Origin of the sequence: Amphritea balenae, assembly GCF_003858655.1 — a bacterium.
GTDB classification, from domain to species: Bacteria; Pseudomonadota; Gammaproteobacteria; order Pseudomonadales; family Balneatricaceae; genus Amphritea; species Amphritea balenae.
In genome coordinates, this window is the sequence record NZ_RQXV01000011.1 from 17802 (window position 1) to 40584 (window position 22783).

Sequence of the window (22783 nt, forward strand, 5' to 3'; positions counted from 1 at the left end):
TTAAGGATTTACTTAAATATAGCCGTCAAGTATGTAACCAGTCAGCTATGATGCCTGCCAGTTTGAGAGGTGCGGTAAGTGGCATCATATGCCCCTCACCAGGCACCGTAATTAGCTCAATCGGTTGTTTCGCTTGCTCAGCAACCCGACGGCTATAACCGACCGATAAAACTTCATCCGCATCACCCTGAACAATAGCCAGTTGAAACGGATACTCACGCTGCATGATACCTGATTTATGACTAAACAGGCTGGAGAGTGTTTTGAAGGGATAGTCCAGAACCAGCATCGGATCCTGATTAATCAGCTTACCTGCCGGATGCCCCGCCAGTAACTGATCGTAATCCACCAGCAATGAAAGCGGTACTTTGAGGTGGGGAAACAGCATGGCGCTACCCCAGGTCCATTGCCACCCCAGATAATGAAAAAAATCAGGAGGAACTTCTGTTGTTAGCAATGTGCCACAGACCACTTTAGTAATACGACTATCCTGTTCTGCAACCGCAACGGCCAGTAGCGCCCCTATTGAGTAACCATAGAGATATACAGGACCGTCGTAACGCTGTTCAAGCGCATCAATAACCAGCTCGACTGTGTCCCGGACCAAATCGACAGTGTAACAACCACGCTCCCCACCCGAGTAACCATGTCCAGGAGGATCAATCGCGACCACATTAAAGCCTTTATCCGATAAGTGTGACAGCATCGCTGCATACAACTCACCATAGGTTCCGATACCTGGCAGGAAGATTAATACAGGGGCATTCGCACTATGTTCATAGATCTCACAATGAACAGGCAGATCACCCACGTGAAACGTCTCTCTCTTTTGCAGAAACAGGCCACTCCCCAACGCCCGCTGTAGATCCTCACGGGTTGGACAGGTTTCACCACCAGTCGGCGTTGGTTTTAATAAAGGGTCTAAAATTCCCATCAGCGCTGACACTCCGGACAATATACCGTACTGCGTTGTCCCAGCCGGATCTCTTTTAAAGTTGTTTCACATACAGTACAAGGTTGATCACCCCGCCCGTAGACCTGCAGTTCCTGTTTAAAATAACCCGGTTTTCCATCACCACCGACGAAATCTTTCAATGTCGTGCCGCCCTGCTCAATCGCCCGGGACAATACCTTTTTTATCTCTTCTACCAATATCGACAGCCTGGCTACAGATATTTTCCCAGCCTGACGCTTAGGGTGAATACCGGCACTGAACAGCACTTCGTTGGCATAAATATTCCCCACACCCACTACCACATGACTATCCATAATAAACTGCTTAATCGCTTGTTTACGGGCCTTACAGCACTGTGTCAGATAAATAGCATTAAAACTATCTGATAAAGGCTCAGGACCCAGCTTAGCTAATAGTGCATGGCTCGTGCCTTTATCCTGCCAAAGCACAGAGCCAAAACGACGGGGATCGGTTAAGCGTAGCGCTCTGCCACTGCTTAGCACCAGATCAACATGATCATGGTAAGCCGCAGGCTGCTCTGCCGCGACCAGGTACAAACTACCCGACATCCCCAGATGGATCATTACCGCCCCGGCTGGGAAGTGAAGCAACAGGTACTTACCCCTACGCTCAACCGATGCTATACGCTGATCTTTAACTTTTAATAAAAGGTCATCAGGTATTGGCCAGCGTAACTTAGGTTGACGAACGACAAGATCGACAACGGTTTCGCCGGTCAGATAAGGTTCGATCCCTCTTCGGGTTGTTTCAACTTCGGGTAATTCTGGCATAGACGGATTCTGTGTAGAGGAGACGGGCACAAAAAAACCCGGACCAGCCGGGTTTTTTTTCGATGCCAGATTATTACTTAATCTTAGCTTCTTTGTACATAACGTGCTGACGAACAACAGGATCGTACTTTTTCATTTCCAGCTTGTCTGGAGTAGTACGCTTGTTCTTAGTAGTGGTGTAGAAGTGACCAGTACCAGCAGAAGAAACCATCTTAATCTTATCGCGCATTGTACTGCTCCTTAAACCTTAACGCCGTTCTTACGAACGTCAGCCAGCACAACATCGATACCTTTCTTATCGATGATACGCATACCTTTAGAAGAAACACGCAGACGAACAAACTTCTGCTCGCTCTCAACCCAGAAACGATGCCAATGCAGGTTTGGCAGGAAACGACGGCGAGTACGGTTCAGTGCGTGGGAAACGTTGTTCCCTGTTACAGGACGCTTACCTGTAACCATGCAAACTCGAGACATTATAAATACCTTTTAACTAAGTTCATTAACCTTCTATCAGATACTTATTGAATGAAAAGTGGTTATCCCGAAAAACTGGGTAACTTATTCATCCTCAGGCGGAGCGTCCGAACTCAGACGAAATCCCGTACCGGTGGATAGAAGAGCGCGCATTGTACAGAAATTAAACCCTGCCCGCTACCGTAAATAGTAATTAATTCTTAATCCTCAGATCACATCCTGTTCTGTCAGATAAAGTAACCTGGGTATCACCTACAACCATATGATCCAGCAAGCGGATATCCAATAATTGCAACGCATCCCTGAAAACCAAGACAGCATTACAATCAGATCACGCCCTGTTCCGCTAGTGAAATAACCTGGGTATCGCCCACAACCATATGATCCAGCAAGCGAATATCCAGTATTTGTAGTGCATCCCTGATGACCAAAGTAATATTGCGATCTGCCTGACTGGGTTCGGCCACCCCCGAAGGGTGATTATGCGCCAGTATCACTGCGGCTGCATTATGACTCAGGGCCACTTTAACTATTTCTCGAGGATGCACTGTCGCACTATCGATAGTTCCTTGAAACAGTTCTTCAAAACAGATCACTCTATGTTGATTATCAAGAAACAAACAGGCAAATACTTCTCGCTGCCGGTCAGCCAGCTGTAACCGTAGATAATCCCGCACTGCATCCGGTGACTCTAATACCGAATCCCGCTGCAGTTTTTCAGATTGGCAGCGACGACTTATTTCTAATACCGCTTGTAACTGAGCATATTTGGCCGGTCCCAGCCCAACTTCCTGACAAAAGCTTTTCTGATCTGCTGAAATCAATGCACGCAAACCACCAAACCTCTGTAATAACTGACGTGCAAGATCTACCGCACTACTTCCTTTAACACCGGTACGCAGAAATATAGCCAGTAATTCACCGTCGGATAGCGACCCGGCTCCCTGTTGTAATAGTTTTTCCCGCGGTCGTTCTGCTGAGGGCCAATCCCTGATTGTCATATCGCATCTCCTGACGTCCTGTCATTCGCTAATAATAGTCCTTCTTAAAAGCTTTCGTTAAAACAGCAGGCCTGATGAATCATGCAAAACAACCCGATACTACCTGGCAGAATCACCTATAAATCTATATAGGTGTAATAAAAGCTGTATCGCTGATATGTGACCCACCTTTGATTGTGGTATCTTATGGCTCCCGATTTAGCCCAGATATAGTAGTTACCCGGTATGCAGAGACTAACTAACAGACAGATTATTTTAGGTATCACCGGCGGCATCGCCGCTTATAAGAGCGCTGAACTGACCCGTATTCTTAAGACGGCAGGTGCGGATGTCAGGGTTGTTATGACTCCTGCCGCCACCGAATTTATTACCCCGCTGACCATGCAGGCGCTTTCAGGACATCCGGTTAATCTGCATCTGCTGGACCCTGAAGCAGAAGCTGGCATGGGTCATATCGAGCTGGCTAAGTGGGCTGATATGATTCTGATAGCACCTACGAGTGCAGACTTTATGGCCCGTATGGATGCCGGGCAAGGTAATGACCTGTTAACCACAGTCTGCCTTGCAACTGATGCGCCCATTGTCCTGGCGCCTGCAATGAACCAGGCCATGTGGCGTGACCAGCAAACCCAGAACAACGCCGCCAGCTTACAACAGAAAGGGGTTCGATTGCTTGGCCCGGCATCAGGTGAACAAGCCTGTGGGGATACCGGCCCTGGTAGAATGCTTGAGCCACTACAGATTGCCGAACAAGCCGCTGAGATGTTTGATCGCGGTCTGCTGGCAGGCCAGCATGTTGTCATTACTGCAGGTCCGACCCGTGAAGCTATCGATCCCGTTCGTTATATCAGCAATCACAGTTCCGGCAAGATGGGCTACTCCCTGGCTGAAGCCGCTATTGATGCCGGCGCCCAGGTAACCCTTATCAGTGGTCCTGTTAACTTGCCTGCGCCAGCGCGTTGTCAGCGCGTTATGGTTGAAAGCGCTGAGCAGATGCTGGAAGCCAGCCTGAATCATGTTAGCCAGTGCGATATTTTTATCGCATCCGCGGCGGTTGCAGACTACCGGCCAGCAGCGATTGCCGAGCATAAAATGAAGAAAGGCAAAGAGGAGATAATGGAGTTACATCTGGTTAAAAACCCGGATATTGTCGCCACTGTTGCCGCGCTTGAGAATAAACCTTTCACCGTTGGTTTTGCAGCAGAGACAAAAGACGTCATCGGTTATGCCCAGGGCAAACTGGTACGCAAAAACCTTGACCTGATCATTGCCAATGATGTGTCCCGCAGTGATATTGGGTTTAACAGTGACGATAATGCAGTCTCTGTTATCTCAATAGACTCGATAAAGGAATTACCTTTATGCAGCAAACGTCAGTTGGCAGCGAAGCTGGTTGAAATAATCGCACAGGCTCAGACAGGATCAGCCAAACCGGGCAGTTGATCTAAAATAAGTCATTGCGAAAAGTGCTACGACAAACAGTTACAAGAAAGAGTAACGAAAAAGAGTTACAAGGATATACTGCCGTTGACTAAGACGCTTAACCGAAGCATTTTTCGCGCATATGATATTCGTGGTATTTACCCTGAAACTCTCAGCCTTGCCGACGCCGAACTGATCGGCCGTGCGATAGGTTCCGAAGCGACAGACCGGGACCTTAGCCTGATCTGTACCGGTTACGATGGTCGCCTTTCCAGCCCGGAACTTAACCAGGCACTCACTCGCGGCATATTAGCTACGGGCATCAACGTTATTGAGCTCGGGTTGTTACCTACTCCTGCGCTTTACTATGGCGCTATAGAGCTGGGAAATGGCTCAGGCGTCATGATTACTGGCAGCCATAACCCGAAAGATTATAACGGTTTCAAGATCATGCTCGACGGCCATACTTTGTCTGGTCAGGAGATTGATCAGCTATATCAGCGTATTAGCAACAACAACCTTTACCAGGGCTCAGGCGAACGACACAGCGAAACTATTCAGTCAGCTTATCTAAAGCGGCTACAGCAAGACCAGCAACTAACCCGACCGTTAAAAGTGATTGTTGATTGTGGTAACGGCGTACCCGGCCCCTGGATTGAAGCTCTTCTCGAACTGTTAGGATGCGATACTACAGCCCTGTTTTGCGATGTTGACGGTAACTTCCCTAACCATCACCCGGATCCCGAGAAACCCGAAAATCTGCAGGACCTTATTGGCGCTGTTAAAGCGCAACAGGCTGATATAGGGCTGGCCCTGGATGGTGATGGCGACCGCCTGGCTCTGGTAACTGAAACCGGACAGATCATCACCCCGGATCAGTTACTCTGCTTGTTTAGTGAGCAGATACTAAAAGATCATCCCGGCAGTGAAATAATTTATGATGTAAAAAGCTCACTGCAGTTACGCCACCTTATTGAACGAGCAGGTGGCATTGCAACGATGTGGAAATGTGGTCATTCGATGATTAAAAACCACATGAAGCAAAAAAACGCACTGTTTGGTGGTGAGTTCAGCGGTCACATCTTCTTTGCCGATCACTGGTACGGCTTTGATGACGCGCTCTATGCCGCCGTACGCTTTCTGGCGCTATTAAGCAGCTCGGGGGTTGCTGCAACCGAACTCTTTAACCCGTTCCAGCCACTCCCTTCAACACCGATGATTAACATTCCAATCGCTGATGAAGATAAATTTGAACTGATAAATCAACTCAGCCAGCAGCCATTTGCCGATGCCGATATATTTACCATCGATGGTCTGCGGGTAGAGTTTAACGATGGCTGGTTCGGCATCCGTGCATCGAATACCACACCAATGCTGACTCTACGAATAGAAGCGGGCAATCAACAGGCCTTGCTAAGAATCAGCAATATTTTACTCGAAAAACTTAAACTGGTTAATCCCGGCTTGCAAATACCGGAGTTAGCAGTTACAAACGACACAAACACTGCAAACAGAGACATATAGAATGCCACTGACGCGTAAAGAAGCGATTAATACCGCTAACGTACTTAGCGAAGCACTGCCTTATATCCAACGATTCGCCGGTAAAACCGCTGTTATTAAATACGGCGGCAACGCCATGATTGATGAGAAGCTTAAAAACAGCTTCGCCCGCGACATCGTTATGATGAAACTGATCGGTATTAATCCGATCGTTGTCCACGGTGGCGGTCCACAGATCGGAGACCTGTTGGAAAAACTATCCATCGAATCTCACTTTGTAAATGGTATGCGGGTCACCGACACCAAGACCATGGACGTCGTCGAGATGGTTCTGGGCGGTATGGTAAACAAAGATATCGTTGGTCTGATCAACAATAACGGTGGCAAAGCGATAGGCATGACCGGTAAAGACGGTCAGTTACTGGGTGCCCGCAAATTAAAAGTGAAGCACAAAACACCGGAAATGGAAGCCGCTGAAATTATCGATATCGGTCACGTTGGCGAAGTAGAGCATGTCAACGTTGATGTTCTGGATATGCTTGTTAACTCTGATTTCATCCCGGTCATTGCCCCTATTGGTGTAGGCAAAGACGGCGCATCATATAACATCAATGCTGATCTGGTCGCAGGTAAAGTGGCTGAAGTCCTGAAAGCGGAAAAGTTGATTCTGCTGACCAACATTGCCGGACTGATGGATAAAGAGGATAACGTCCTGACCGGATTATCCACCGAACAAGTCGATGAACTGATTGCTGATGGCACCATCTATGGTGGCATGCTGCCTAAGATCGACTGTGCACTGAGCGCAGTTAAGAGCGGCGTAACTAGTGCTCATATTATCGATGGCCGGGTTGAACACTCCTGCCTGCTAGAAATATTTACCGATGAAGGTGTCGGTACCCTGATTACTAATCAACTGCCTGAGGTTTAATACATGGACGCTCAAGAGAAACTTTCCCGCCGGGAACAGATTCTTCAATCTCTGGCAATGATGCTGGAAAATGATCCGGGTGCCCGGATTACTACTGCGGCACTGGCTAAGCATGTCGGCGTTTCTGAAGCGGCACTGTATCGCCACTTCCCCAGTAAGGCTCGGATGTTTGAAGGCCTGATCGCCTTCATCGAAGATACGGTGTTCAGCCGTATTAATATCATCACCGGCTCTGATGCCAATGCGATGAAACAGTGTGAACAGATTCTTACTTTGCTACTGGCATTCGTTGAGAAGAATCCGGGCATGGCCCGGATTTTGACCGGCGATGCTCTGTCCGGTGAAACTGATCGACTGCGCCTGCGTATCAATCAGTTTTTTGAACGGCTGGAAACTCAGCTTAAACAGATTATGCGTACCGCTGAACAGAGCGAAGGCCTGCGTACCGAGCTTCCCGGTGGCGCCACAGCTAATTTAATGTTGGCTTGCGCTGAAGGTCGGATTCGTCAGTTTGTTCGTAGTGAATTTAAGATTCGCCCGACGATAAACTGGACAGATCAGTGGAGCGTTATTGCCGTAGCTGCGGCCCGTTAGTATCTCTTACTGACGCCCTGGCAACCAGTTGTTACGTATACTCTCTCGTAACAACTGGTCTTGCTGAACATCCCATTCTCAGCCCTTTTCAATAAGGATAAGCTGATAAAAACAAGCCTACGAACACTATCCAATGATTGAACAACTGGGTTTACTGTTGATCTCTTTACTGGCCAATGGTCTGTCAGCAATGGCAGGGGGCGGAGCAGGCCTGTTACAACTGCCGGTTCTTCTGTTTTTGGGGTTAAGCTTCAGCACCGCACTATCTACACACAAAATCGCCAGCGTCGCCCTGGGCATTGGCGCAACCCTTCGCCATATGCGCGAAAAAACCCTTAACTTAAAGTTCTGCCTGTTTATTCTGGCTGCAGGCCTTCCTGGCGTTGTTCTGGGGGGGATTATTATTCTGCAGTTACCGGAGAGACTAACCATTTTAAGTCTGGGTATTCTAACAACAGGCTTAGGTCTGTATTCGGTGTTTAAGCCTCAGTTAGGACTGCAGCATCAGCCTCGTAATCGCCACCTTAGCGGTATGCTAACAGGCGGCGCGGTACTCTGTTTTATTGGTATTCTGAACGGTTCACTGACATCAGGCACAGGCTTATTCGTCACATTGTGGCTAATTCGCTGGTTTGGGCTCGATTACAAAACCTCAGTTGCCTATGTATTAGTATTAGTTGGATTGTTCTGGAATGGTTCTGGAGCAATTACCGTGGCAGTACAGCAGCCACCTCAATGGGACTGGCTACCTGCCCTGCTTATTGGCGCTGTCATAGGTGCTTACACAGGCAGTCACATCGCCCTGAGTAAAGGTAACAAAGTTATAAAGCGGTTATTTGAAACCTTGACTATTCTGATCGGCTTAAAGCTAATCTGGGATGCACTGCTACTGTTCTAAAGTTTCCGCTCTAGTCTGTGCCAGAACATCATCGCAACTGCCTTGCCCTTGTTTACAACGCTGCCTAAAACGTCGCTCAGCTCGTCGGGCATCCACCAATCGTCGCGCTTCAGATTGCTGTAGCAAAAAACCACTTGGGGCCACCAGCTGAATCCCTTGCACCCCTAACCGGGGTAAGGCTTCACGCAGGTATTCCACAGTGACAGGATAAGTATGGCCAATAAGTACAGCAAAGCCCTGCTGCCGGGCTAATTTCAAACCATATTGAAACTGTTGATCAACAAACTCGGTGGTCTGTTTATGGTCCAGAAACACATCCCGCATCAACCAGGGGATGCCCTTAGAATAAGCTGACTTCCAGGCCATAGTTTTAGTGGTCGTCACACTATCAAGAAAGAACAACCCCTCTTCTGCCAGCACATCCATTACCCAGTCCATCTTATGGCGCTGCTGGGTCAGCAGACTTCCCATATGGTTGTTCACACCAGATACATGGGGTATTGCAGCTATATCACTCTGCAGCACCTTCTGCAGCTGAGCACGATTCAACTGATTAGTCAGCGCTCCCGGACCCAACCTTAAACTTGCGGTATTGGCCATGGGTGCATGCAGCATCACCTCTTTACCCTGGCTATGCGCCATTTCAGCCAAAGTAACGCTATGCGGGGTATGTGGCAGGAAAGCATAGGCAACAGGGCCTGGCAGATTAATAGCGGCCATGCCCTTACTCAGATTATCCCCAAGATCATCGATGACAACGATAAGCCTGGGCTGACGCGTTTCTGCGGCTACCGGAGCAATGAATGCGGCATACAAAACCAGCACCGGTATAACAGAGGCAATCGCCCTTCGGATATGAAAACCAACGCCACTGAATAACAACATAGTTACTCAGCAGTCACCGGCTGGGCTTCAACTTCAGCTTTAACTTCTGCTTCAGCAACTTTATTCGTTTTTACTATAGCCAGGGCTTTTAACAAATTCAGCGCTTCATATAACTGGAAATCAGTTTCTGCTAATGAGGCTTTAGTATCAGCCTGTTTTGCCCCGTTATTTTCGCCATTTTCCAGATGACCACTCAGGTCACGTTCTTTAATGAAGTCGCCACTCTCTTTTAAACTGATATCAGCTTGCCCAACATAGATATCAGGCACTATTCCCTGCGCCTGTATGGAGCGGCCATCAGGAGTATAGTAGCGGGCGGTAGTCAGCTTAACTGCCCGATCTTTGTTCAGCGGCAATATGGTTTGCACTGAACCTTTACCAAAACTGTCTACACCCATAATAACCGCGCGCCCCTGATCCTGAAGCGCTCCGGCTACAATTTCAGAAGCCGATGCCGAACCTTGGTTAATCAACACAACCAGAGGTATTTCAGCCCCGATCAAGGTTGCAGAGGTTGCGTTATATCGGAGCTCTGAATTAGGCAAACGACCCTGAGTATAGACAATTAACCCCTGCTCAAGAAAAGCATCACTTACCTCGACAGCCGCTCTCAATACACCACCTGGATTATTACGCAGGTCCAGAACTATGCCTTGCAGCTCGTTCTGTTTTGTTAGTTTTTCAACAGCGCGTGTAAGATCTTTAGCGGTATTAACCTGGAACTGGGTAATACGCAGATAACCGACATTACTGTCTAACATCCGCTTCTTAACGCTGGCAACCCGGATAACATCTCTGACAACGGTAATTTCCAGCGGTTTATCTTCACCATCCCGTACCACGGTGAGAATTAACTCTGAACCCGGCTTACCGCGCATCAGCTTAACAGCGTCATTAAGATCCATCCCCTGAACCGGCTGATCACCCAGCTTAATAATCAGGTCTCCGGCTTTTACACCGGCCCGCTCAGCAGGCGTATCATCGATGGGAGTGATAACCCGGACAAAACCATCCTCCATTCCCACTTCAATACCCAGTCCACCGAATTCGCCACTGGTATGACTTTGTAAGTCAGTAAAAGCTTCAGGCTCAAGATAAACTGAATGAGGGTCGAGACCCGCTAGCATGCCACGTACAGCGTCTTCCAGAAGCTTTGCATCATCAACCGGTTCTACATAAGCATTTTTAATACGCTCAAACACTTCAGTGAACAGGCGAATCTCTTCCAACGGAATTCCCTGAGCTTTATCCTGATTAGCCGCTGGATCAGACTCTGCGGCATTCAAGGCGGTCACTGAACCGGCCAGCAGGCAGGTAAATAACAGCGGCTGACACAGACTGGATAACTGTTGCTTCAGCGTCATGGTTAATCCTTTTTTGTAACGTGTTGTAAATATTAGACTGTTATCAGACAGCATAACCGTACTAACTACCTTCTCGCCAGCCATTTAACCGGATCGCTGGCCTTTCCTTTATACCGGATTGCAAAATAGAGCCCCGGTTTTGTACTACCACCACTACTACCTATCGTTGCTACCTGATCACCGGCAGAAACCCATTCGCCAACATCGGTTAGCAGGGTTTCGTTGTGGCCATAAAGGCTCATATAGCCGCCCCCATGATCAACAATTGTTAACAAGCCATAACCCCGTAGCCAGTCTGAAAAAACCACCCGCCCATGGTGAACCGCTTTAACTGAACGGCCAGACCGACCAGCCACCAGAATACCTTCGTAGCCAATGCCATCACGAATATTGCCAAAGCCCCGGGTAATCTTGCCTTTTACTGGCCAGACCAAACGTCCCTTAAGCTCTCGGAAGGATCGTTCATCACCACCTATCGCAATTTTTTCAATAGAGGTTCGGATCTGGGTCAATAACGATTCAAGCCGTTTCTGATTCGCCTGCATCGTCTTCAACTGCTGACTACCACTCTTCAGCTGCCCCTCAATCGCCACCAGCACTTTTTTACGCTCCTGACGAACGCCTTCTAAGTCCTGCGATCGGGCACGCATAAGGTCACGCCGATCAAAAATATCCTGTTGTGAAGAACGGATATCCTGCTCGGTCTGGTCCAGTTTAGCCAGGTCATTACGAAACGACTTTAAACTAAGCGATAAGGTTTGATTAATACGGTCGTAGTAACTCAGCATACGTGACACCTGCTCAGGGTCTCGCTGAGTAAGCAGTAACTGCAACCGGGGCTGACTCCCGGTTTTGTATTGCTGGCGCAGCTGCGTCTCTAACTTTACCGCCTGCTTCTGCAATGAGGTCAGTAGGGGTTTGCGCTGTTTTTCTAAGCCTGACAAGCGCTTTTCAGCACCTTTTAATTGTGAATTTAAGCGCAGCAACTCACCGGCCAGTTCACCGATCATTTTATCGGTGCGACGCAGTTCTTTCTGAACAGACTTTCGCTCACCTTTAATCTCGCCCAAGGTCTGAGCCAGTTCACGAATATTCTTTTTCAGCTCATTAATCTGCCCTGTTGTCGCCTTCTCTTGCGCAGCGATTACAGTTGCCGTAGGGCTTATCAGGCCGATAGTCAGTAAAACCAGTAACAGTTTTCTCAGCATATATAAAACGGCCGCTCAATGAGCGGCCCTGTTCCTTTCCCTATCAGACCAGCGATTGGCCGGTCATCTCTTCAGGCTGTTGCAGTCCCATCAACGCCAGCAGCGTTGGTGCCAAATCACACAAGGCACCATCTTTAAGCTGCAGTTCTGCGCGCCGCGGACCATCATATACCAAGGCAACCGGCCAGATAGTATGCGCTGTATGTGCCTGCCCTGTTTTAGGGTTAACCATTAACTCCACATTACCATGATCGGCAGTAATCAGTGTTTCTCCAGCTACTTTTTCCATCGCTGCCAAAACCTCGGTAATACACTGATCGATGACCTCTACCGCTTTCACTGCAGCATCAAAATTACCGGTGTGACCTACCATATCCGGATTAGCAAAATTACAGACAATCAGATCATATTTTCCACTACCAATAGCAGCAACTAACTTTTCGGTCACCTCAGGGGCACTCATTTCTGGCTTGAGGTCATATGTCGCTACATCAGGAGATGGCACCAGAATACGATCCTCTCCGTTATATGGCTGTTCCTCACCACCATTAAAGAAGAAGGTAACATGGGCATACTTTTCAGTTTCGGCTATCCGTAGCTGTGTCTTGCCCTGCTGGGCCAGGAAATCCCCCAGACTATTGATCAGTTTTGTCGGCGGATACGCGCAGCTTGCAACAATGCTAGACGCGTATTCAGTCATCATCACGTAATCTGACAGCTTTGGCGATACACTGCGGTTAAAACCATCAAAATCTGTATCTACAAAGGCACGGGTAATCTCACGCGCCCGATCAGGCCGGAAATTAGCACAGATAACCGTATCGCCGTCTCGTACCAAACCTTTGGGCTGACCATCTTCACCCAGAATACTGGTTGCCTGAACAAACTCATCATTCTCATCCCGCTCATACGCATTATTTAACGCATTCAGAGCAGATGTTTCATAGCAAGGCGCCTGACCTTTCGTCATTGCATCGTAGGCCAGTTGAACACGATCCCAGCGGTTATCCCGATCCATGGCAAAGTAACGTCCAACGATCGTAGCGATGGCACCTACACCCAGCTCAGCAAACTTAGCTTCAGCGGCTTTAATTGAAGGTTCTGCACTGCGTGGCGGCATATCCCGGCCATCAAGAATACCGTGCAGGAAAACCTGCTTAGCGCCGCGTTTTACTGCCATTTCCAGCAATGCGAACATGTGCTCTTCGTGGCTGTGTACGCCACCGGGCGATAACAAACCCGTTACATGTACAGCACCACCGGCAGCAACCGCTTTATCAATAGCAGTGGCCAATGCCTCATTTTCAAACAATGTTCCTTCATCGACGGCTTTGCTGATACGGGTAAAGTTCTGATATACCACCCGACCAGCACCGATATTCATGTGCCCCACTTCGGAGTTACCCATCTGACCATCAGGCAGACCTACCGCCAACCCAGACGTTGCTATACGGCTATGAGGCGCATTGGCCATCAAACGATCCCAGGTGGGTGTATTGGCAGTTGCTATGGCGCTGGATTCGGTCTGTTCCACACCAAAACCATCGAGGATAATTAACGCTTTCGGAGCACGCTGATCAGTCATAGGAGTCTTTGTCATTCAGAGTAATTTCAGAGGCTGTGCATTTTACTGGGAAATGATAATGATAGCGAATTCTCGCCCTATTACGCATCAGATAAAGACAGTAGGTCAATTAACCCTTGAATTGTTAATTTTTAATCCGGATTTCAGCCTCAGGTTGTTACCTGTTTTGCCTTTGCAGGGTATACTTACCCGCTTTCAAACTATCATGCACTCCCAACTGATAGCTGACGCTATCAAAACAAGGTTGTGCGACTGGCCGGATATAAAGAACGATGGAACAAGTGCTCGATTTTGCAACTAACAACTTTATGCTGGTAGCCGCCTGGGCTCTTACCCTGGCAATGCTGCTCTGGACTGAACAGATGAAAGCTGGAAAATCTGTCGGCACTCACGAAGCAACCCGCATGATCAACAAAGAAAACGCGGTCATTTTAGATATCCGTCCTAAGAAAGAGTTTGTTACCGGTCATATCACTAACGCTGTCCATATCCCGGTTACCGAACTGGATAATCGTATGACTGAACTGGAAAAGCATAAGCAGAAGCCGGTTATTGTTGTATGCAACCTGGGACAGACTGCAGGTTCTGCCAGCAAGAAACTTAAAGCCGCAGGCTTTGAAAATGTTATCCGCCTGTCTGGCGGTATGACCGAATGGCGAGCTCAGAGCCTGCCGGTTATTAAATAAGATGAAAGCGATCACTATTTATAGCAACAGTTGGTGCCCTTTTTGTCGCAGAGCGAAAATGCTGCTTGATCACAAGGGCCTGACCTATAGTGAAATTAACATCGAAGCTGAACCTGCTAAACGTCAGGAGATGATCGAGTTAAGTGGTCGCACTTCTGTCCCTCAAATTTTTATTGAAGATCTGCATATCGGCGGATGTGATGACCTTTTTGCTCTGGAACATCAAAGCAAGCTGGACCCACTGCTGAGCAGCTAATAAATTACTAACAGGAAAATAAGATAATGGCCGAGAACGAAGCAAACCAACAACAAGAGCCACAGGCGCCACAATTCGCAATTCAGCGTGTTTACCTGAAAGATGCATCTTTTGAAGCGCCTAACTCACCACAGATGTTCACTAAACAGTGGCAACCTGATGTCAACCTGGACATGAACACTGCTACATCTTCTTTGGATGAAGGTGTTTTTGAAGTGGTACTGACTCTGACCGTAACAGCTAAAAATGACAACGACACTGCATTCCTGGTCGAAGTTCAACAGGCTGGTATCTTTACTATCGCCGGTCTGGGTGAAGCTGAACTACACCATACACTCGGTGCATTCTGCCCAAGCATTCTGTTCCCGTACGCTCGTGAAGCCGTAGACAACATGGTCAACAAAGGCAGCTTCCCTGCCCTGATGCTAGCTCCGGTTAACTTCGACGCACTATACGCACAGCAGATGCAGCAGCGCGCCCAGGAAGAAGCTGGCAACGAAGCTCAGCACTAATCTTCAGTATTTCTGATACTTAAAAACCGGGCAATGTCCGGTTTTTTTTATATACATCTGAGGGATTCTTTTTACTTCTCTCCACCAAACTCCAACTGCCGCCAGGCTTCATACACCATAACTGCAACCGTGTTTGAAAGGTTAAGGCTGCGGCTATCGGCTTTCATCGGCAATCGTAATCGCTGATCAGCGGGCAGCGACTCAATAACATCATTGGGCAAGCCCCGGGTTTCCGGTCCGAATAACAACACATCACCGGCACTGAATTCGACAGTCGAGTAGTTCTGACTACCTTTAGTTGTCAACGCCCAGACTTTTCCTGGATTAATCTGCTCCAGACAGCTATTCAGATCAGGATAACGACCCACCTGCGCAAACTCATGATAATCCAGTCCTGCACGACGCAGCTTCTTATTATCAAAATCAAAACCCAACGGTTCGATCAGGTGCAGTTTAAAACCGGTATTCGCGCAGAGACGGATGATATTTCCTGTATTGGGTGGAATTTCAGGCTGATACAGCACCACATGTAGCGCCCCATCAACTGGCGCAGGATCAGATTGGATTTCGTCGCTCATACAAATCTCTGTTTATTTTCACTGTCAGCGATTGTACCGGCTTACGCCAGACTGACAAGCTAACAAGACGTCTCCGATGCAGAAAGTACTGACTGAGCTACACTCAGAATACGCACCAGAGTGGAGAGATTAATGAATTACTCGCTACGCAGCACTCTTCTAATTAGTTTACTTATAGGCTGGCACAGCTCTCTTACTGCAGCACAATGGTATAACGAACAATTTGTTAGCTACTTTATCGCTGAAGTTAAAATCGATGACCAGGGACCTATCAACCGACTGGCAGTAACCTGCGATCAGAATAACCGGGATAGTCTATACCTGAGGCTCGCACTTAACCGGCCGCCCCACAACAGACGAGAGAGCTATACAATTGAATCCCGAATAGATATCGGCCAGCAAAAATTCATGGTTGATTTTGTCTACGACAATCAGCAGCACCCCTACCTCAGATCAGCCAGCCAACTGAATTCACAGCTAATAGCAGCATTAAAGCGGGGATACCGGTTAACGTTGCAATGGCAGGAATCCAACGCAACAACTACCTTAAAAACCAATCTGAATCGCAGCTACCGAGCTATCCGCGCAATTGAGCGAAAATGCAGCACTGAACAAACTACCAATAACTAGTCGTCAGCCGCCTCAGCATCCAGCTCCCCATCCATTCCCAGTTCTTTGATTTTACGGGTAAGGGTATTACGCCCCCAGCCCAGTAATAATGATGCATCACGGCGACGCCCTGCAGTCTGCTTCAGAGCTGCCTCTATCATTATTCTTTCAAACGCTGGCACCGCCGTATCAAGAATAGCCGAACTGCCTTGTTGTAACTGCTGCTCAGCCCAGTTACGTAACGCTTTTTCCCAGTTTGAGGTGACGACTAGCTCTTCAGATGTTTGCTCTAGCAACTCAGGTGGCAGATCGCTGACCAACACCTCCCGTCCAGACGCCATTACCGTTAACCAGCGACAACTATTCTCTAACTGTCGTACATTTCCCTGCCAGGGCAGATTACTCAAAAAAGCCTCGGTATCAGGGTGCAGCAACTTAGCTTCTACATTCAGCTCTTCCGCTGAAACCTGGAGAAAATGCCGGGCTAGTCGAGGAATATCTTCTCTACGCTCTGCCAGTTTAGGAATATGAATACGAATAACATTGAGACGGTGAAACAGATCCTCTCTGAACCGCCCTTGCGTAACCAGTGACTCTAAGTCCTGATGGGTCGCGGCAATAATTCGCACATCAACTTTAACCGACGTGTGCCCACCTACCCGGTAAAACTCACCTTCTGCCAATACACGCAACAGCCGGGTCTGGGTATCCGCCGGCATATCACCTATCTCATCAAGAAACAGCGTACCGCCATTAGCTTGCTCAAACCGCCCCGGACGCGCAGCAGCAGCGCCGGTAAAGGCGCCTTTTTCGTGACCAAAAAGTTCAGATTCTATCAGATCCTTCGGAATAGCGGCCATATTCAGCGGGATAAAGGGAGCAGCCGCACGAGGGCTATGTTGATGTAAAGCATTAGCAACCAGCTCTTTACCCGTACCGGAGTCACCATTAATCAGAACGGTAATATTTGACTGAGACAATCGACCTATCGCCCGAAAGACCTCCTGCATTGCCGGTGCTTCACCAATAATCTCCGTCTCAGCTTCCGTGGTTTCATTGCGCTGCAACTGCTGCTCTCTGGCATGCTCGATAGCACGCATGACCAGAGAGGACGCTTCATCAATATCAAATGGTTTCGGCAGGTACTCAAATGCCCCACCTTTATATGAGGCAACAGCACTATCAAGATCAGAATGCGCGGTCATTATGATAATAGGCAATTCTGGATGCTCTGCATTAACCCGCTCTAACATATCAAGACCACCAATACCGGGCATCCTGATATCACTGACAACCACATCCGGCACTTCGCGCTTTAACTGCAGCAACATACTGTCGGCACTTTCGAACGGAGTAACACTAACCCCCTCGCCGGACAACGCTTTATCCAGAACCCAGCGTATCGAGCGATCGTCATCAACAACCCAAACATTTGCAGGTTTACTCATTTTTGTTGCTCCAGAGGAATCAGTAATTGAAAGCAGGTATCGCCGGGCTCACTCCGACATTCGATCAGCCCCTGATGCTGAGCCAACACCGACTGAGCGATAGAAAGACCCAACCCGGTGCCTGCGGCCCGACCGGAAACCATTGGATAAAAAATCTTCTGCCGCAACTCTTCCGGAATGCCGGGTCCGTTATCAATAATCTCAACACTGCAAACCAGACGGTGCATCTCAGCGCCTAGTGTCAAATTACGCAGCACCCGGGTACGCAACTTAATCGAAGGCGACTCCACTGCCGCTTCCTGAATCGCCTGCATTCCGTTACGTACGATATTTAAAACCGCCTGTATCAGCTGCTCCCGGTCTCCGGAAAATTCAGGCAAGCTGGGATCGTAGTCTCGTTGAAGATTGATAGCGCCCTGGGTTTCTGCACCAATAAGGCTGCACACATGCTCCAGAATTGAATGAATATTCACCTCTTCAAGCAAAGGCATCTTATGAGGACCTAACAGGCGATCAACTAAGTTTCTCAGTCTGTCAGCCTCTTCAATAATGACCCCTGTATAGTCATGTAACGACTCATCAGGCAGTTCACGTTCCAACAACTGCGCCGCACCTCGCAATCCCCCTAAAGGGTTTTTAATTTCATGGGCCAACCCTCGCACCAGAGAGATTACCGTTTCATGGTTACTTAACAATTCTTCTTCACGGGAGATACGTATTAGTCGGTCCCTGGGGGTCAGCTCTATCAACACCAACCTGCCATGCTTCTGTGGCAATGGGTTAACACTGTAATCAATCGTTATTTCGTGGCCGCCCAAAGTCACCAGTTTAGCTTCACGCTTAGTGAAGGGGTGACCATTCTCTAACGCCCCCACCAAAGCATTCTGATCATCATCAACCATAAACCAGTCATGAAACGGGATCTGCTGCAAGCGTCGCGCACTGGCCTCTAAAAGCATTTCAGCCGAAGGATTCATGTACACCAACTGCAACTGACCATCGACCAGTACCGTGGCAGTGGTCAGGTTATCAATAATATTCTTATGCAGGTCGGGTGTATTCATCTGTCACTATTCACCTTATGAGACGGTCCGCTAATAATTAGCGTTAACGCTTTAACGTAATTTTGCAATAACCGAACCAACTCAGCAGTTTTTAACAGAAACCTGTAAAACCCCAAGTTCCGTACAACCTGGAGCCTTGAATTCGATCGATACTACTTACACTTATATATTTTATGCACCATTAAGGTGCATTGCCATTTTTTAGGGCAAAAAAAAACCTCCCAACAGGGAGGTTTTCTTAATGTTTATCGCGAACGATTAAACAGAGTAGTACAGATCGAATTCAACCGGGTGAGTCGTCATGCTCACACGCTCGCACTCTTCACGCTTCAGACCCAGGTACGCGTCGATCATGTCGTTGGTGAATACACCACCGGCAGTCAGGAAGTCACGATCGTTGTCCAGCGCATTCAGAGCTTCTTCGAAAGACGCTGCTACTGTAGGAATCTCCGCCGCTTCTTCAGCTGGCAGGTCATACAGATCTTTGTCTGCAGCATCGCCAGGGTGAATCTTGTTCTGGATACCGTCAAGACCAGCCATCATCAGTGCTGCAAAGCACAAGTAAGGGTTAGCAGATGGATCAGGGAAGCGAGTCTCTACACGGTATGCCTTAGGGTTAGTTACATAAGGGATACGGATAGAAGCTGAACGGTTACGAGCAGAGTATGCCAGCATTACCGGTGCTTCGAAGCCAGGTACCAGACGCTTGTAAGCGTTAGTAGAAGCGTTAGTCAGTGCGTTCAGTGCTTTAGCGTGCTTGATGATACCGCCGATGTAGAACAGGGCAGTTTCACTCAGGCCTGCATATGCATCGCCGTGGAAGATGTTAACGCCATCTTTAGACAGAGACATGTGAACGTGCATACCTGAACCGTTGTCACCAACGATTGGCTTAGGCATGAAGGTAGCTGTCTTGCCGTAAGCGTGAGCAACGTTATGTACACAGTACTTCAGGATCTGAACTTCGTCTGCCTTAGCAGTCAGAGTGTTTGGACCCACACCGATTTCACACTGACCAGCAGTTGCTACTTCGTGATGGTGTACTTCGATAACCAGACCCATCGCTTCCATTGCGTCACACATAGCGCCACGCAGATCATGCAGAGAGTCAACCGGTGGTACTGGGAAGTAACCGCCTTTAACACGTGGACGGTGACCAGTGTTACCGCCGTCAATGCTGTGGCTAGAAGCCCATGAAGCTTCCTGAGAACCGATAGAGTAGCCGCAACCACTGATATCAGCGTGCCATTTAACTTCGTCAAATACGAAGAACTCTGGCTCAGGACCAAAAATAGCGGTATCAGCAATACCAGTGGACTTCAGGTACGCTTCAGCACGGTTAGCAACAGAACGTGGATCACGCTCATAACCCTGACCAGTTGCAGGCTCAACGATGTCACAACGAACGATGATCGTTGAATCTTCAGAGAACGGATCCATAACAGACGCGCTGTCATCAGGCATCAGAATCATGTCAGACTCGTTAATACCTTTCCAGCCACCGATGGAAGAACCATCGAACATCTTACCTTCTTCGAAGAAATCTTCATTTACTTCGGTTGCAGGAATAGTTACGTGATGCTCTTTACCATGAGTATCGGTAAAACGCATATCTACCCAACGAACTTCATTCTCTTTGATCAGATTCATAGTCTCTGACATTAGGCTTTCTCCACTAGATTATATTGCCAGACGCTTATCTATAGTTTGCTACGACTCAATAGAGCCTAACCATAGATAAGGTTGTTTCGCTTTACAGAGCAAAGGGTGTGCCAACTTCTCACAAACGCCTAAACACTGAATTTAAAGCGGCCTCAAAGGTCTTTCAAGCCCAAATGACGACCCAACATAGTGCACAAACAAAGCGTTGCGCACCAATATGGTGCAAGCAGTGTCGTTATTGTTATACCTTATTATCCACCGCCTCAAAAAGGTGCCGATATCATACTCCAACAGATCCGACTTATCCTCTAAATCAGCCCCGCAAACCGGAAAAAAAACTATTTTCATCTTTATAGACACAAGAAAGCCACCGCTGCGACTGAACTCATGTATAATGCCCGCCTTATTAAATTTGTCTGCACAGGTTCCCAGACGTGATTGAAAAACTAAGAAACATCGCCATCATTGCCCACGTTGACCATGGTAAAACTACTCTGGTTGATAAACTTCTTGCACAGTCCGGAACCCTGGGCCGTCGTGACGAAGGCACCGAACGAATCATGGATTCGAACGACCAGGAAAAAGAACGTGGTATTACCATCCTGGCTAAGAACACTGCCATTGAGTGGAATGATTACCACATCAACATCGTTGATACTCCTGGACACGCCGACTTCGGTGGTGAAGTAGAGCGGGTTCTGTCGATGGTTGACTGTGTTTGCCTGCTGGTTGACGCTGTTGACGGTCCGATGCCTCAGACTCGTTTCGTAACTCAGAAAGCCTTCGATCAGGGCCTGCGTCCAATCGTTGTAGTTAACAAAGTTGACCGCCCTGGTGCACGTCCTGATTATGTTATCGACCAGGTATTCGAGCTATTTGACAGCCTGGGTGCAACCGATGAGCAGCTCGACTTCCCGGTAATCTACGCTTCAGCACTGAACGGCATTGCCGGTCCTGAAGCTGACGAGCTGGCCGACGACATGACACCGCTTTTCGAAGCAATTGTTGAACACGTTGAGCCACCTAAAGTTGATACTGAAGGTCCTTTCCAGATGCAGATCTCCGCTCTGGACTACAACAGCTACGTTGGCGTTATCGGTGTTGGCCGTATTACCCGCGGTACAGCTAAAGTAAACCAGCAAGTTAAAGTGATCGATGCCGAAGGCAAAATCCGCAGCGGTAAGCTACAGAAAGTGATGGGCTATCTGGGTCTTGAGCGTGTTGAAGTTGACTCAGCCCGTGCTGGCGATATCGTCTGCGTAACAGGTATCGATGTTCTTAACATCTCCGATACTCTGTGTGATCCAGCTCAGGTTGAAGCACTGCCGGCACTGTCTGTAGATGAGCCTACAGTATCCATGACCTTCCAGGTTAACGACTCTCCTTTTGCTGGTAAAGAAGGCAAGTTTGTAACCAGCCGTAACATTAAGGATCGTCTGGAACGTGAACTTATTCACAACGTAGCACTGCGCGTTGAACAGGGTGACTCACCTGAGAAATTCCAGGTTGCTGGTCGTGGCGAACTACACTTGTCAGTTCTGATCGAATCTATGCGTCGTGAAGGTTACGAGCTGGGTGTATCACGTCCGGAAGTAATCCAGAAAGAAGTTGACGGCGAAATTCATGAGCCTTACGAAGTTGTACTGATCGATGTTGAAGACCAGCATCAGGGCAGCATCATTGAAGAGCTGGGTAACCGTAAAGCTGATATGACCAATATGGAAGTAGATGGTAAAGGCCGTGTACGCCTGACCTTCCTGATGCCTTCCCGCGGTTTGATCGGTTTCCGCTCTCTGTTCATGACAATGACTTCCGGTAGCGGCATCATGACCTCTGTATTTGACCACTACGGTCCAGTAAAACAGGGTGAAGTTGTCAGCCGTAGTAATGGCGTTCTGGTTTCTATGGTATCCGGTAAAGCACTGGCGTATTCTTTGTGGAATCTACAAAGCCGTGGCCGTCTGTGCGTTGTACCTAACATCGATGTCTATGAAGGCATGCTGCTGGGTATTCACAGCCGTAATAACGATCTGGCAGTTAACCCTATTAAAGGTAAGCAGCTGACCAACGTTCGGGCTTCCGGTACTGATGAAAACATTCAGCTAACTCCGCCAATCAACTTCACACTTGAGCAGGCACTGGACTTCATCGAAGACGATGAGCTGGTAGAAGTAACGCCTGAAAGCATTCGTCTGCGTAAGAAGCTACTGACTGAAAACGAACGTAAGCGTCAATCACGTGCGGCCAAATAAGTCTTTTTAGACTAACAGCTAACGCGTAAAAAGCCCGGACAGCGACCACTGTTCCGGGCTATACTCCCGGTGTCTTCTTAGTTTGCCTGATAAGGACGCCAC

At 48.3% G+C, this 22783-nt stretch carries 23 protein-coding genes; 10 read left to right on the top strand and 13 right to left on the bottom strand.

Features of this window, described 5'->3' with window-relative positions; genetic code table 11:
• Positions 1-25 precede the first annotated feature (25 nt).
• From EHS89_RS16895 to radC, 5 genes are all read right to left on the bottom strand, one after another.
• Positions 26-934, bottom strand: a complete 909-nt coding sequence (locus tag EHS89_RS16895) for an alpha/beta hydrolase (RefSeq protein ID WP_124927350.1) — start codon at positions 932-934, stop codon at positions 26-28.
• Positions 934-1746 carry a bifunctional DNA-formamidopyrimidine glycosylase/DNA-(apurinic or apyrimidinic site) lyase gene (gene mutM, locus EHS89_RS16900; RefSeq protein WP_124927351.1) on the bottom strand — a complete coding sequence of 271 codons (813 nt, stop codon included), beginning with the start codon at positions 1744-1746 and terminating at the stop codon, positions 934-936. The genes EHS89_RS16895 and mutM overlap by 1 nt, the downstream gene beginning before the upstream one ends.
• Positions 1747-1819: 73 nt before the next feature.
• Entirely contained in the window at positions 1820-1975 is a 156-nt protein-coding gene (gene rpmG, locus EHS89_RS16905; protein WP_124927352.1) for a 50S ribosomal protein L33, read from the bottom strand.
• A gap of 11 nt (positions 1976-1986) precedes the next feature.
• Positions 1987-2223 carry a 50S ribosomal protein L28 gene (gene rpmB / locus EHS89_RS16910; RefSeq protein ID WP_124927353.1) on the bottom strand — a complete coding sequence of 79 codons (237 nt, stop codon included), beginning with the start codon at positions 2221-2223 and terminating at the stop codon, positions 1987-1989.
• A gap of 326 nt (positions 2224-2549) precedes the next feature.
• Complete coding sequence (radC, locus tag EHS89_RS16920; RefSeq protein ID WP_124927355.1) at positions 2550-3224, bottom strand: RadC family protein; 675 nt, start codon at positions 3222-3224, stop codon at positions 2550-2552.
• Between the two features lie 225 nt (positions 3225-3449).
• Here radC and coaBC point away from each other — a divergent pair, with 225 nt between their 5' ends.
• From coaBC to EHS89_RS16945, 5 genes are all read left to right on the top strand, one after another.
• Entirely contained in the window at positions 3450-4667 is a 1218-nt protein-coding gene (coaBC, locus tag EHS89_RS16925; protein ID WP_124927356.1) for a bifunctional phosphopantothenoylcysteine decarboxylase/phosphopantothenate--cysteine ligase CoaBC, read from the top strand.
• 84 nt (positions 4668-4751) lie between these two features.
• Positions 4752-6170 carry a phosphomannomutase/phosphoglucomutase gene (locus EHS89_RS16930; RefSeq protein WP_124927357.1) on the top strand — a complete coding sequence of 473 codons (1419 nt, stop codon included), beginning with the start codon at positions 4752-4754 and terminating at the stop codon, positions 6168-6170.
• A gap of 1 nt (position 6171) precedes the next feature.
• On the top strand, positions 6172-7080 hold the full coding sequence (gene argB, locus EHS89_RS16935; RefSeq protein ID WP_124927358.1) for an acetylglutamate kinase: 909 nt from the start codon (positions 6172-6174) through the stop codon (positions 7078-7080).
• 3 nt (positions 7081-7083) lie between these two features.
• Complete coding sequence (slmA, locus tag EHS89_RS16940) at positions 7084-7674, top strand: nucleoid occlusion factor SlmA (RefSeq protein ID WP_124927359.1); 591 nt, start codon at positions 7084-7086, stop codon at positions 7672-7674.
• 133 nt (positions 7675-7807) lie between these two features.
• Positions 7808-8572, top strand: a complete 765-nt coding sequence (locus EHS89_RS16945) for a sulfite exporter TauE/SafE family protein (RefSeq protein ID WP_124927360.1) — start codon at positions 7808-7810, stop codon at positions 8570-8572.
• On the opposite strand, the gene EHS89_RS16950 is transcribed toward EHS89_RS16945, so the two are convergent.
• From EHS89_RS16950 to gpmI, 4 genes are all read right to left on the bottom strand, one after another.
• Positions 8561-9457, bottom strand: coding sequence for a divergent polysaccharide deacetylase family protein (locus EHS89_RS16950; RefSeq protein WP_124927361.1), 897 nt, complete (start codon positions 9455-9457; stop codon positions 8561-8563). The two genes, EHS89_RS16945 and EHS89_RS16950, sit on opposite strands and share 12 nt — an antisense overlap.
• A 2-nt stretch (positions 9458-9459) precedes the next feature.
• Positions 9460-10821 (bottom strand): S41 family peptidase, encoded by a 1362-nt coding sequence (locus EHS89_RS16955; RefSeq protein WP_124927362.1) that lies wholly within the window; start codon positions 10819-10821, stop codon positions 9460-9462.
• 65 nt (positions 10822-10886) lie between these two features.
• Entirely contained in the window at positions 10887-12029 is a 1143-nt protein-coding gene (locus tag EHS89_RS16960) for a murein hydrolase activator EnvC family protein (protein ID WP_124927363.1), read from the bottom strand.
• Between the two features lie 43 nt (positions 12030-12072).
• Positions 12073-13614, bottom strand: coding sequence for a 2,3-bisphosphoglycerate-independent phosphoglycerate mutase (gpmI, locus tag EHS89_RS16965; RefSeq protein ID WP_124927473.1), 1542 nt, complete (start codon positions 13612-13614; stop codon positions 12073-12075).
• A gap of 272 nt (positions 13615-13886) precedes the next feature.
• Here gpmI and EHS89_RS16970 point away from each other — a divergent pair, with 272 nt between their 5' ends.
• The 3 genes from EHS89_RS16970 to secB are packed head-to-tail and all read left to right on the top strand — an operon-like array spanning position 13887 to position 15068.
• On the top strand, positions 13887-14300 hold the full coding sequence (locus EHS89_RS16970; RefSeq protein ID WP_124927364.1) for a rhodanese-like domain-containing protein: 414 nt from the start codon (positions 13887-13889) through the stop codon (positions 14298-14300).
• Position 14301: 1 nt separating this feature from the next.
• Complete coding sequence (gene grxC / locus EHS89_RS16975) at positions 14302-14556, top strand: glutaredoxin 3 (RefSeq protein WP_124927365.1); 255 nt, start codon at positions 14302-14304, stop codon at positions 14554-14556.
• Between the two features lie 26 nt (positions 14557-14582).
• Positions 14583-15068, top strand: coding sequence for a protein-export chaperone SecB (gene secB, locus EHS89_RS16980; RefSeq protein ID WP_124927366.1), 486 nt, complete (start codon positions 14583-14585; stop codon positions 15066-15068).
• A 71-nt stretch (positions 15069-15139) separates the two neighbouring features.
• Here the strand turns inward: secB and trmL are convergent, their stop codons facing one another.
• On the bottom strand, positions 15140-15646 hold the full coding sequence (gene trmL, locus EHS89_RS16985) for a tRNA (uridine(34)/cytosine(34)/5-carboxymethylaminomethyluridine(34)-2'-O)-methyltransferase TrmL (protein WP_124927367.1): 507 nt from the start codon (positions 15644-15646) through the stop codon (positions 15140-15142).
• Positions 15647-15778: 132 nt separating this feature from the next.
• On the opposite strand from trmL, the gene EHS89_RS16990 reads away from it, so the two are divergent.
• Positions 15779-16276 carry a hypothetical protein gene (locus EHS89_RS16990; protein WP_124927368.1) on the top strand — a complete coding sequence of 166 codons (498 nt, stop codon included), beginning with the start codon at positions 15779-15781 and terminating at the stop codon, positions 16274-16276.
• Here EHS89_RS16990 and glnG read toward each other — a convergent pair.
• The 3 genes from glnG to glnA all read right to left on the bottom strand — a co-directional run bounded on the left by glnG (position 16273) and on the right by glnA (position 20429).
• On the bottom strand, positions 16273-17703 hold the full coding sequence (gene glnG / locus EHS89_RS16995) for a nitrogen regulation protein NR(I) (RefSeq protein WP_124927369.1): 1431 nt from the start codon (positions 17701-17703) through the stop codon (positions 16273-16275). The genes EHS89_RS16990 and glnG overlap by 4 nt on opposite strands.
• Positions 17700-18767, bottom strand: a complete 1068-nt coding sequence (glnL, locus tag EHS89_RS17000) for a nitrogen regulation protein NR(II) (protein WP_124927370.1) — start codon at positions 18765-18767, stop codon at positions 17700-17702. The genes glnG and glnL overlap by 4 nt, the downstream gene beginning before the upstream one ends.
• 258 nt (positions 18768-19025) lie before the next feature.
• Positions 19026-20429 (bottom strand): glutamate--ammonia ligase, encoded by a 1404-nt coding sequence (gene glnA, locus EHS89_RS17005; RefSeq protein ID WP_124927371.1) that lies wholly within the window; start codon positions 20427-20429, stop codon positions 19026-19028.
• A 434-nt stretch (positions 20430-20863) separates the two neighbouring features.
• On the opposite strand from glnA, the gene typA reads away from it, so the two are divergent.
• Positions 20864-22681, top strand: a complete 1818-nt coding sequence (gene typA, locus EHS89_RS17010; protein ID WP_124927372.1) for a translational GTPase TypA — start codon at positions 20864-20866, stop codon at positions 22679-22681.
• The last annotated feature ends 102 nt before the right edge of the window (positions 22682-22783 follow it).

Coding starts and splice junctions, on each gene's coding strand:
- EHS89_RS16895 (WP_124927350.1), bottom strand. CDS start 934: ATGGGAATTTTAGACCCTTTATTAAAACCAACGCCGACTGGTGGTGAA.
- mutM (WP_124927351.1), bottom strand. CDS start 1,746: ATGCCAGAATTACCCGAAGTTGAAACAACCCGAAGAGGGATCGAACCT.
- rpmG (WP_124927352.1), bottom strand. CDS start 1,975: ATGCGCGATAAGATTAAGATGGTTTCTTCTGCTGGTACTGGTCACTTC.
- rpmB (WP_124927353.1), bottom strand. CDS start 2,223: ATGTCTCGAGTTTGCATGGTTACAGGTAAGCGTCCTGTAACAGGGAAC.
- radC (WP_124927355.1), bottom strand. CDS start 3,224: ATGACAATCAGGGATTGGCCCTCAGCAGAACGACCGCGGGAAAAACTA.
- coaBC (WP_124927356.1), top strand. CDS start 3,450: ATGCAGAGACTAACTAACAGACAGATTATTTTAGGTATCACCGGCGGC.
- argB (WP_124927358.1), top strand. CDS start 6,172: ATGCCACTGACGCGTAAAGAAGCGATTAATACCGCTAACGTACTTAGC.
- slmA (WP_124927359.1), top strand. CDS start 7,084: ATGGACGCTCAAGAGAAACTTTCCCGCCGGGAACAGATTCTTCAATCT.
- EHS89_RS16945 (WP_124927360.1), top strand. CDS start 7,808: ATGATTGAACAACTGGGTTTACTGTTGATCTCTTTACTGGCCAATGGT.
- EHS89_RS16950 (WP_124927361.1), bottom strand. CDS start 9,457: ATGTTGTTATTCAGTGGCGTTGGTTTTCATATCCGAAGGGCGATTGCC.
- EHS89_RS16955 (WP_124927362.1), bottom strand. CDS start 10,821: ATGACGCTGAAGCAACAGTTATCCAGTCTGTGTCAGCCGCTGTTATTT.
- EHS89_RS16960 (WP_124927363.1), bottom strand. CDS start 12,029: ATGCTGAGAAAACTGTTACTGGTTTTACTGACTATCGGCCTGATAAGC.
- gpmI (WP_124927473.1), bottom strand. CDS start 13,614: ATGACTGATCAGCGTGCTCCGAAAGCGTTAATTATCCTCGATGGTTTT.
- EHS89_RS16970 (WP_124927364.1), top strand. CDS start 13,887: ATGGAACAAGTGCTCGATTTTGCAACTAACAACTTTATGCTGGTAGCC.
- grxC (WP_124927365.1), top strand. CDS start 14,302: ATGAAAGCGATCACTATTTATAGCAACAGTTGGTGCCCTTTTTGTCGC.
- secB (WP_124927366.1), top strand. CDS start 14,583: ATGGCCGAGAACGAAGCAAACCAACAACAAGAGCCACAGGCGCCACAA.
- trmL (WP_124927367.1), bottom strand. CDS start 15,646: ATGAGCGACGAAATCCAATCTGATCCTGCGCCAGTTGATGGGGCGCTA.
- EHS89_RS16990 (WP_124927368.1), top strand. CDS start 15,779: ATGAATTACTCGCTACGCAGCACTCTTCTAATTAGTTTACTTATAGGC.
- glnG (WP_124927369.1), bottom strand. CDS start 17,703: ATGAGTAAACCTGCAAATGTTTGGGTTGTTGATGACGATCGCTCGATA.
- glnL (WP_124927370.1), bottom strand. CDS start 18,767: ATGAATACACCCGACCTGCATAAGAATATTATTGATAACCTGACCACT.
- glnA (WP_124927371.1), bottom strand. CDS start 20,429: ATGTCAGAGACTATGAATCTGATCAAAGAGAATGAAGTTCGTTGGGTA.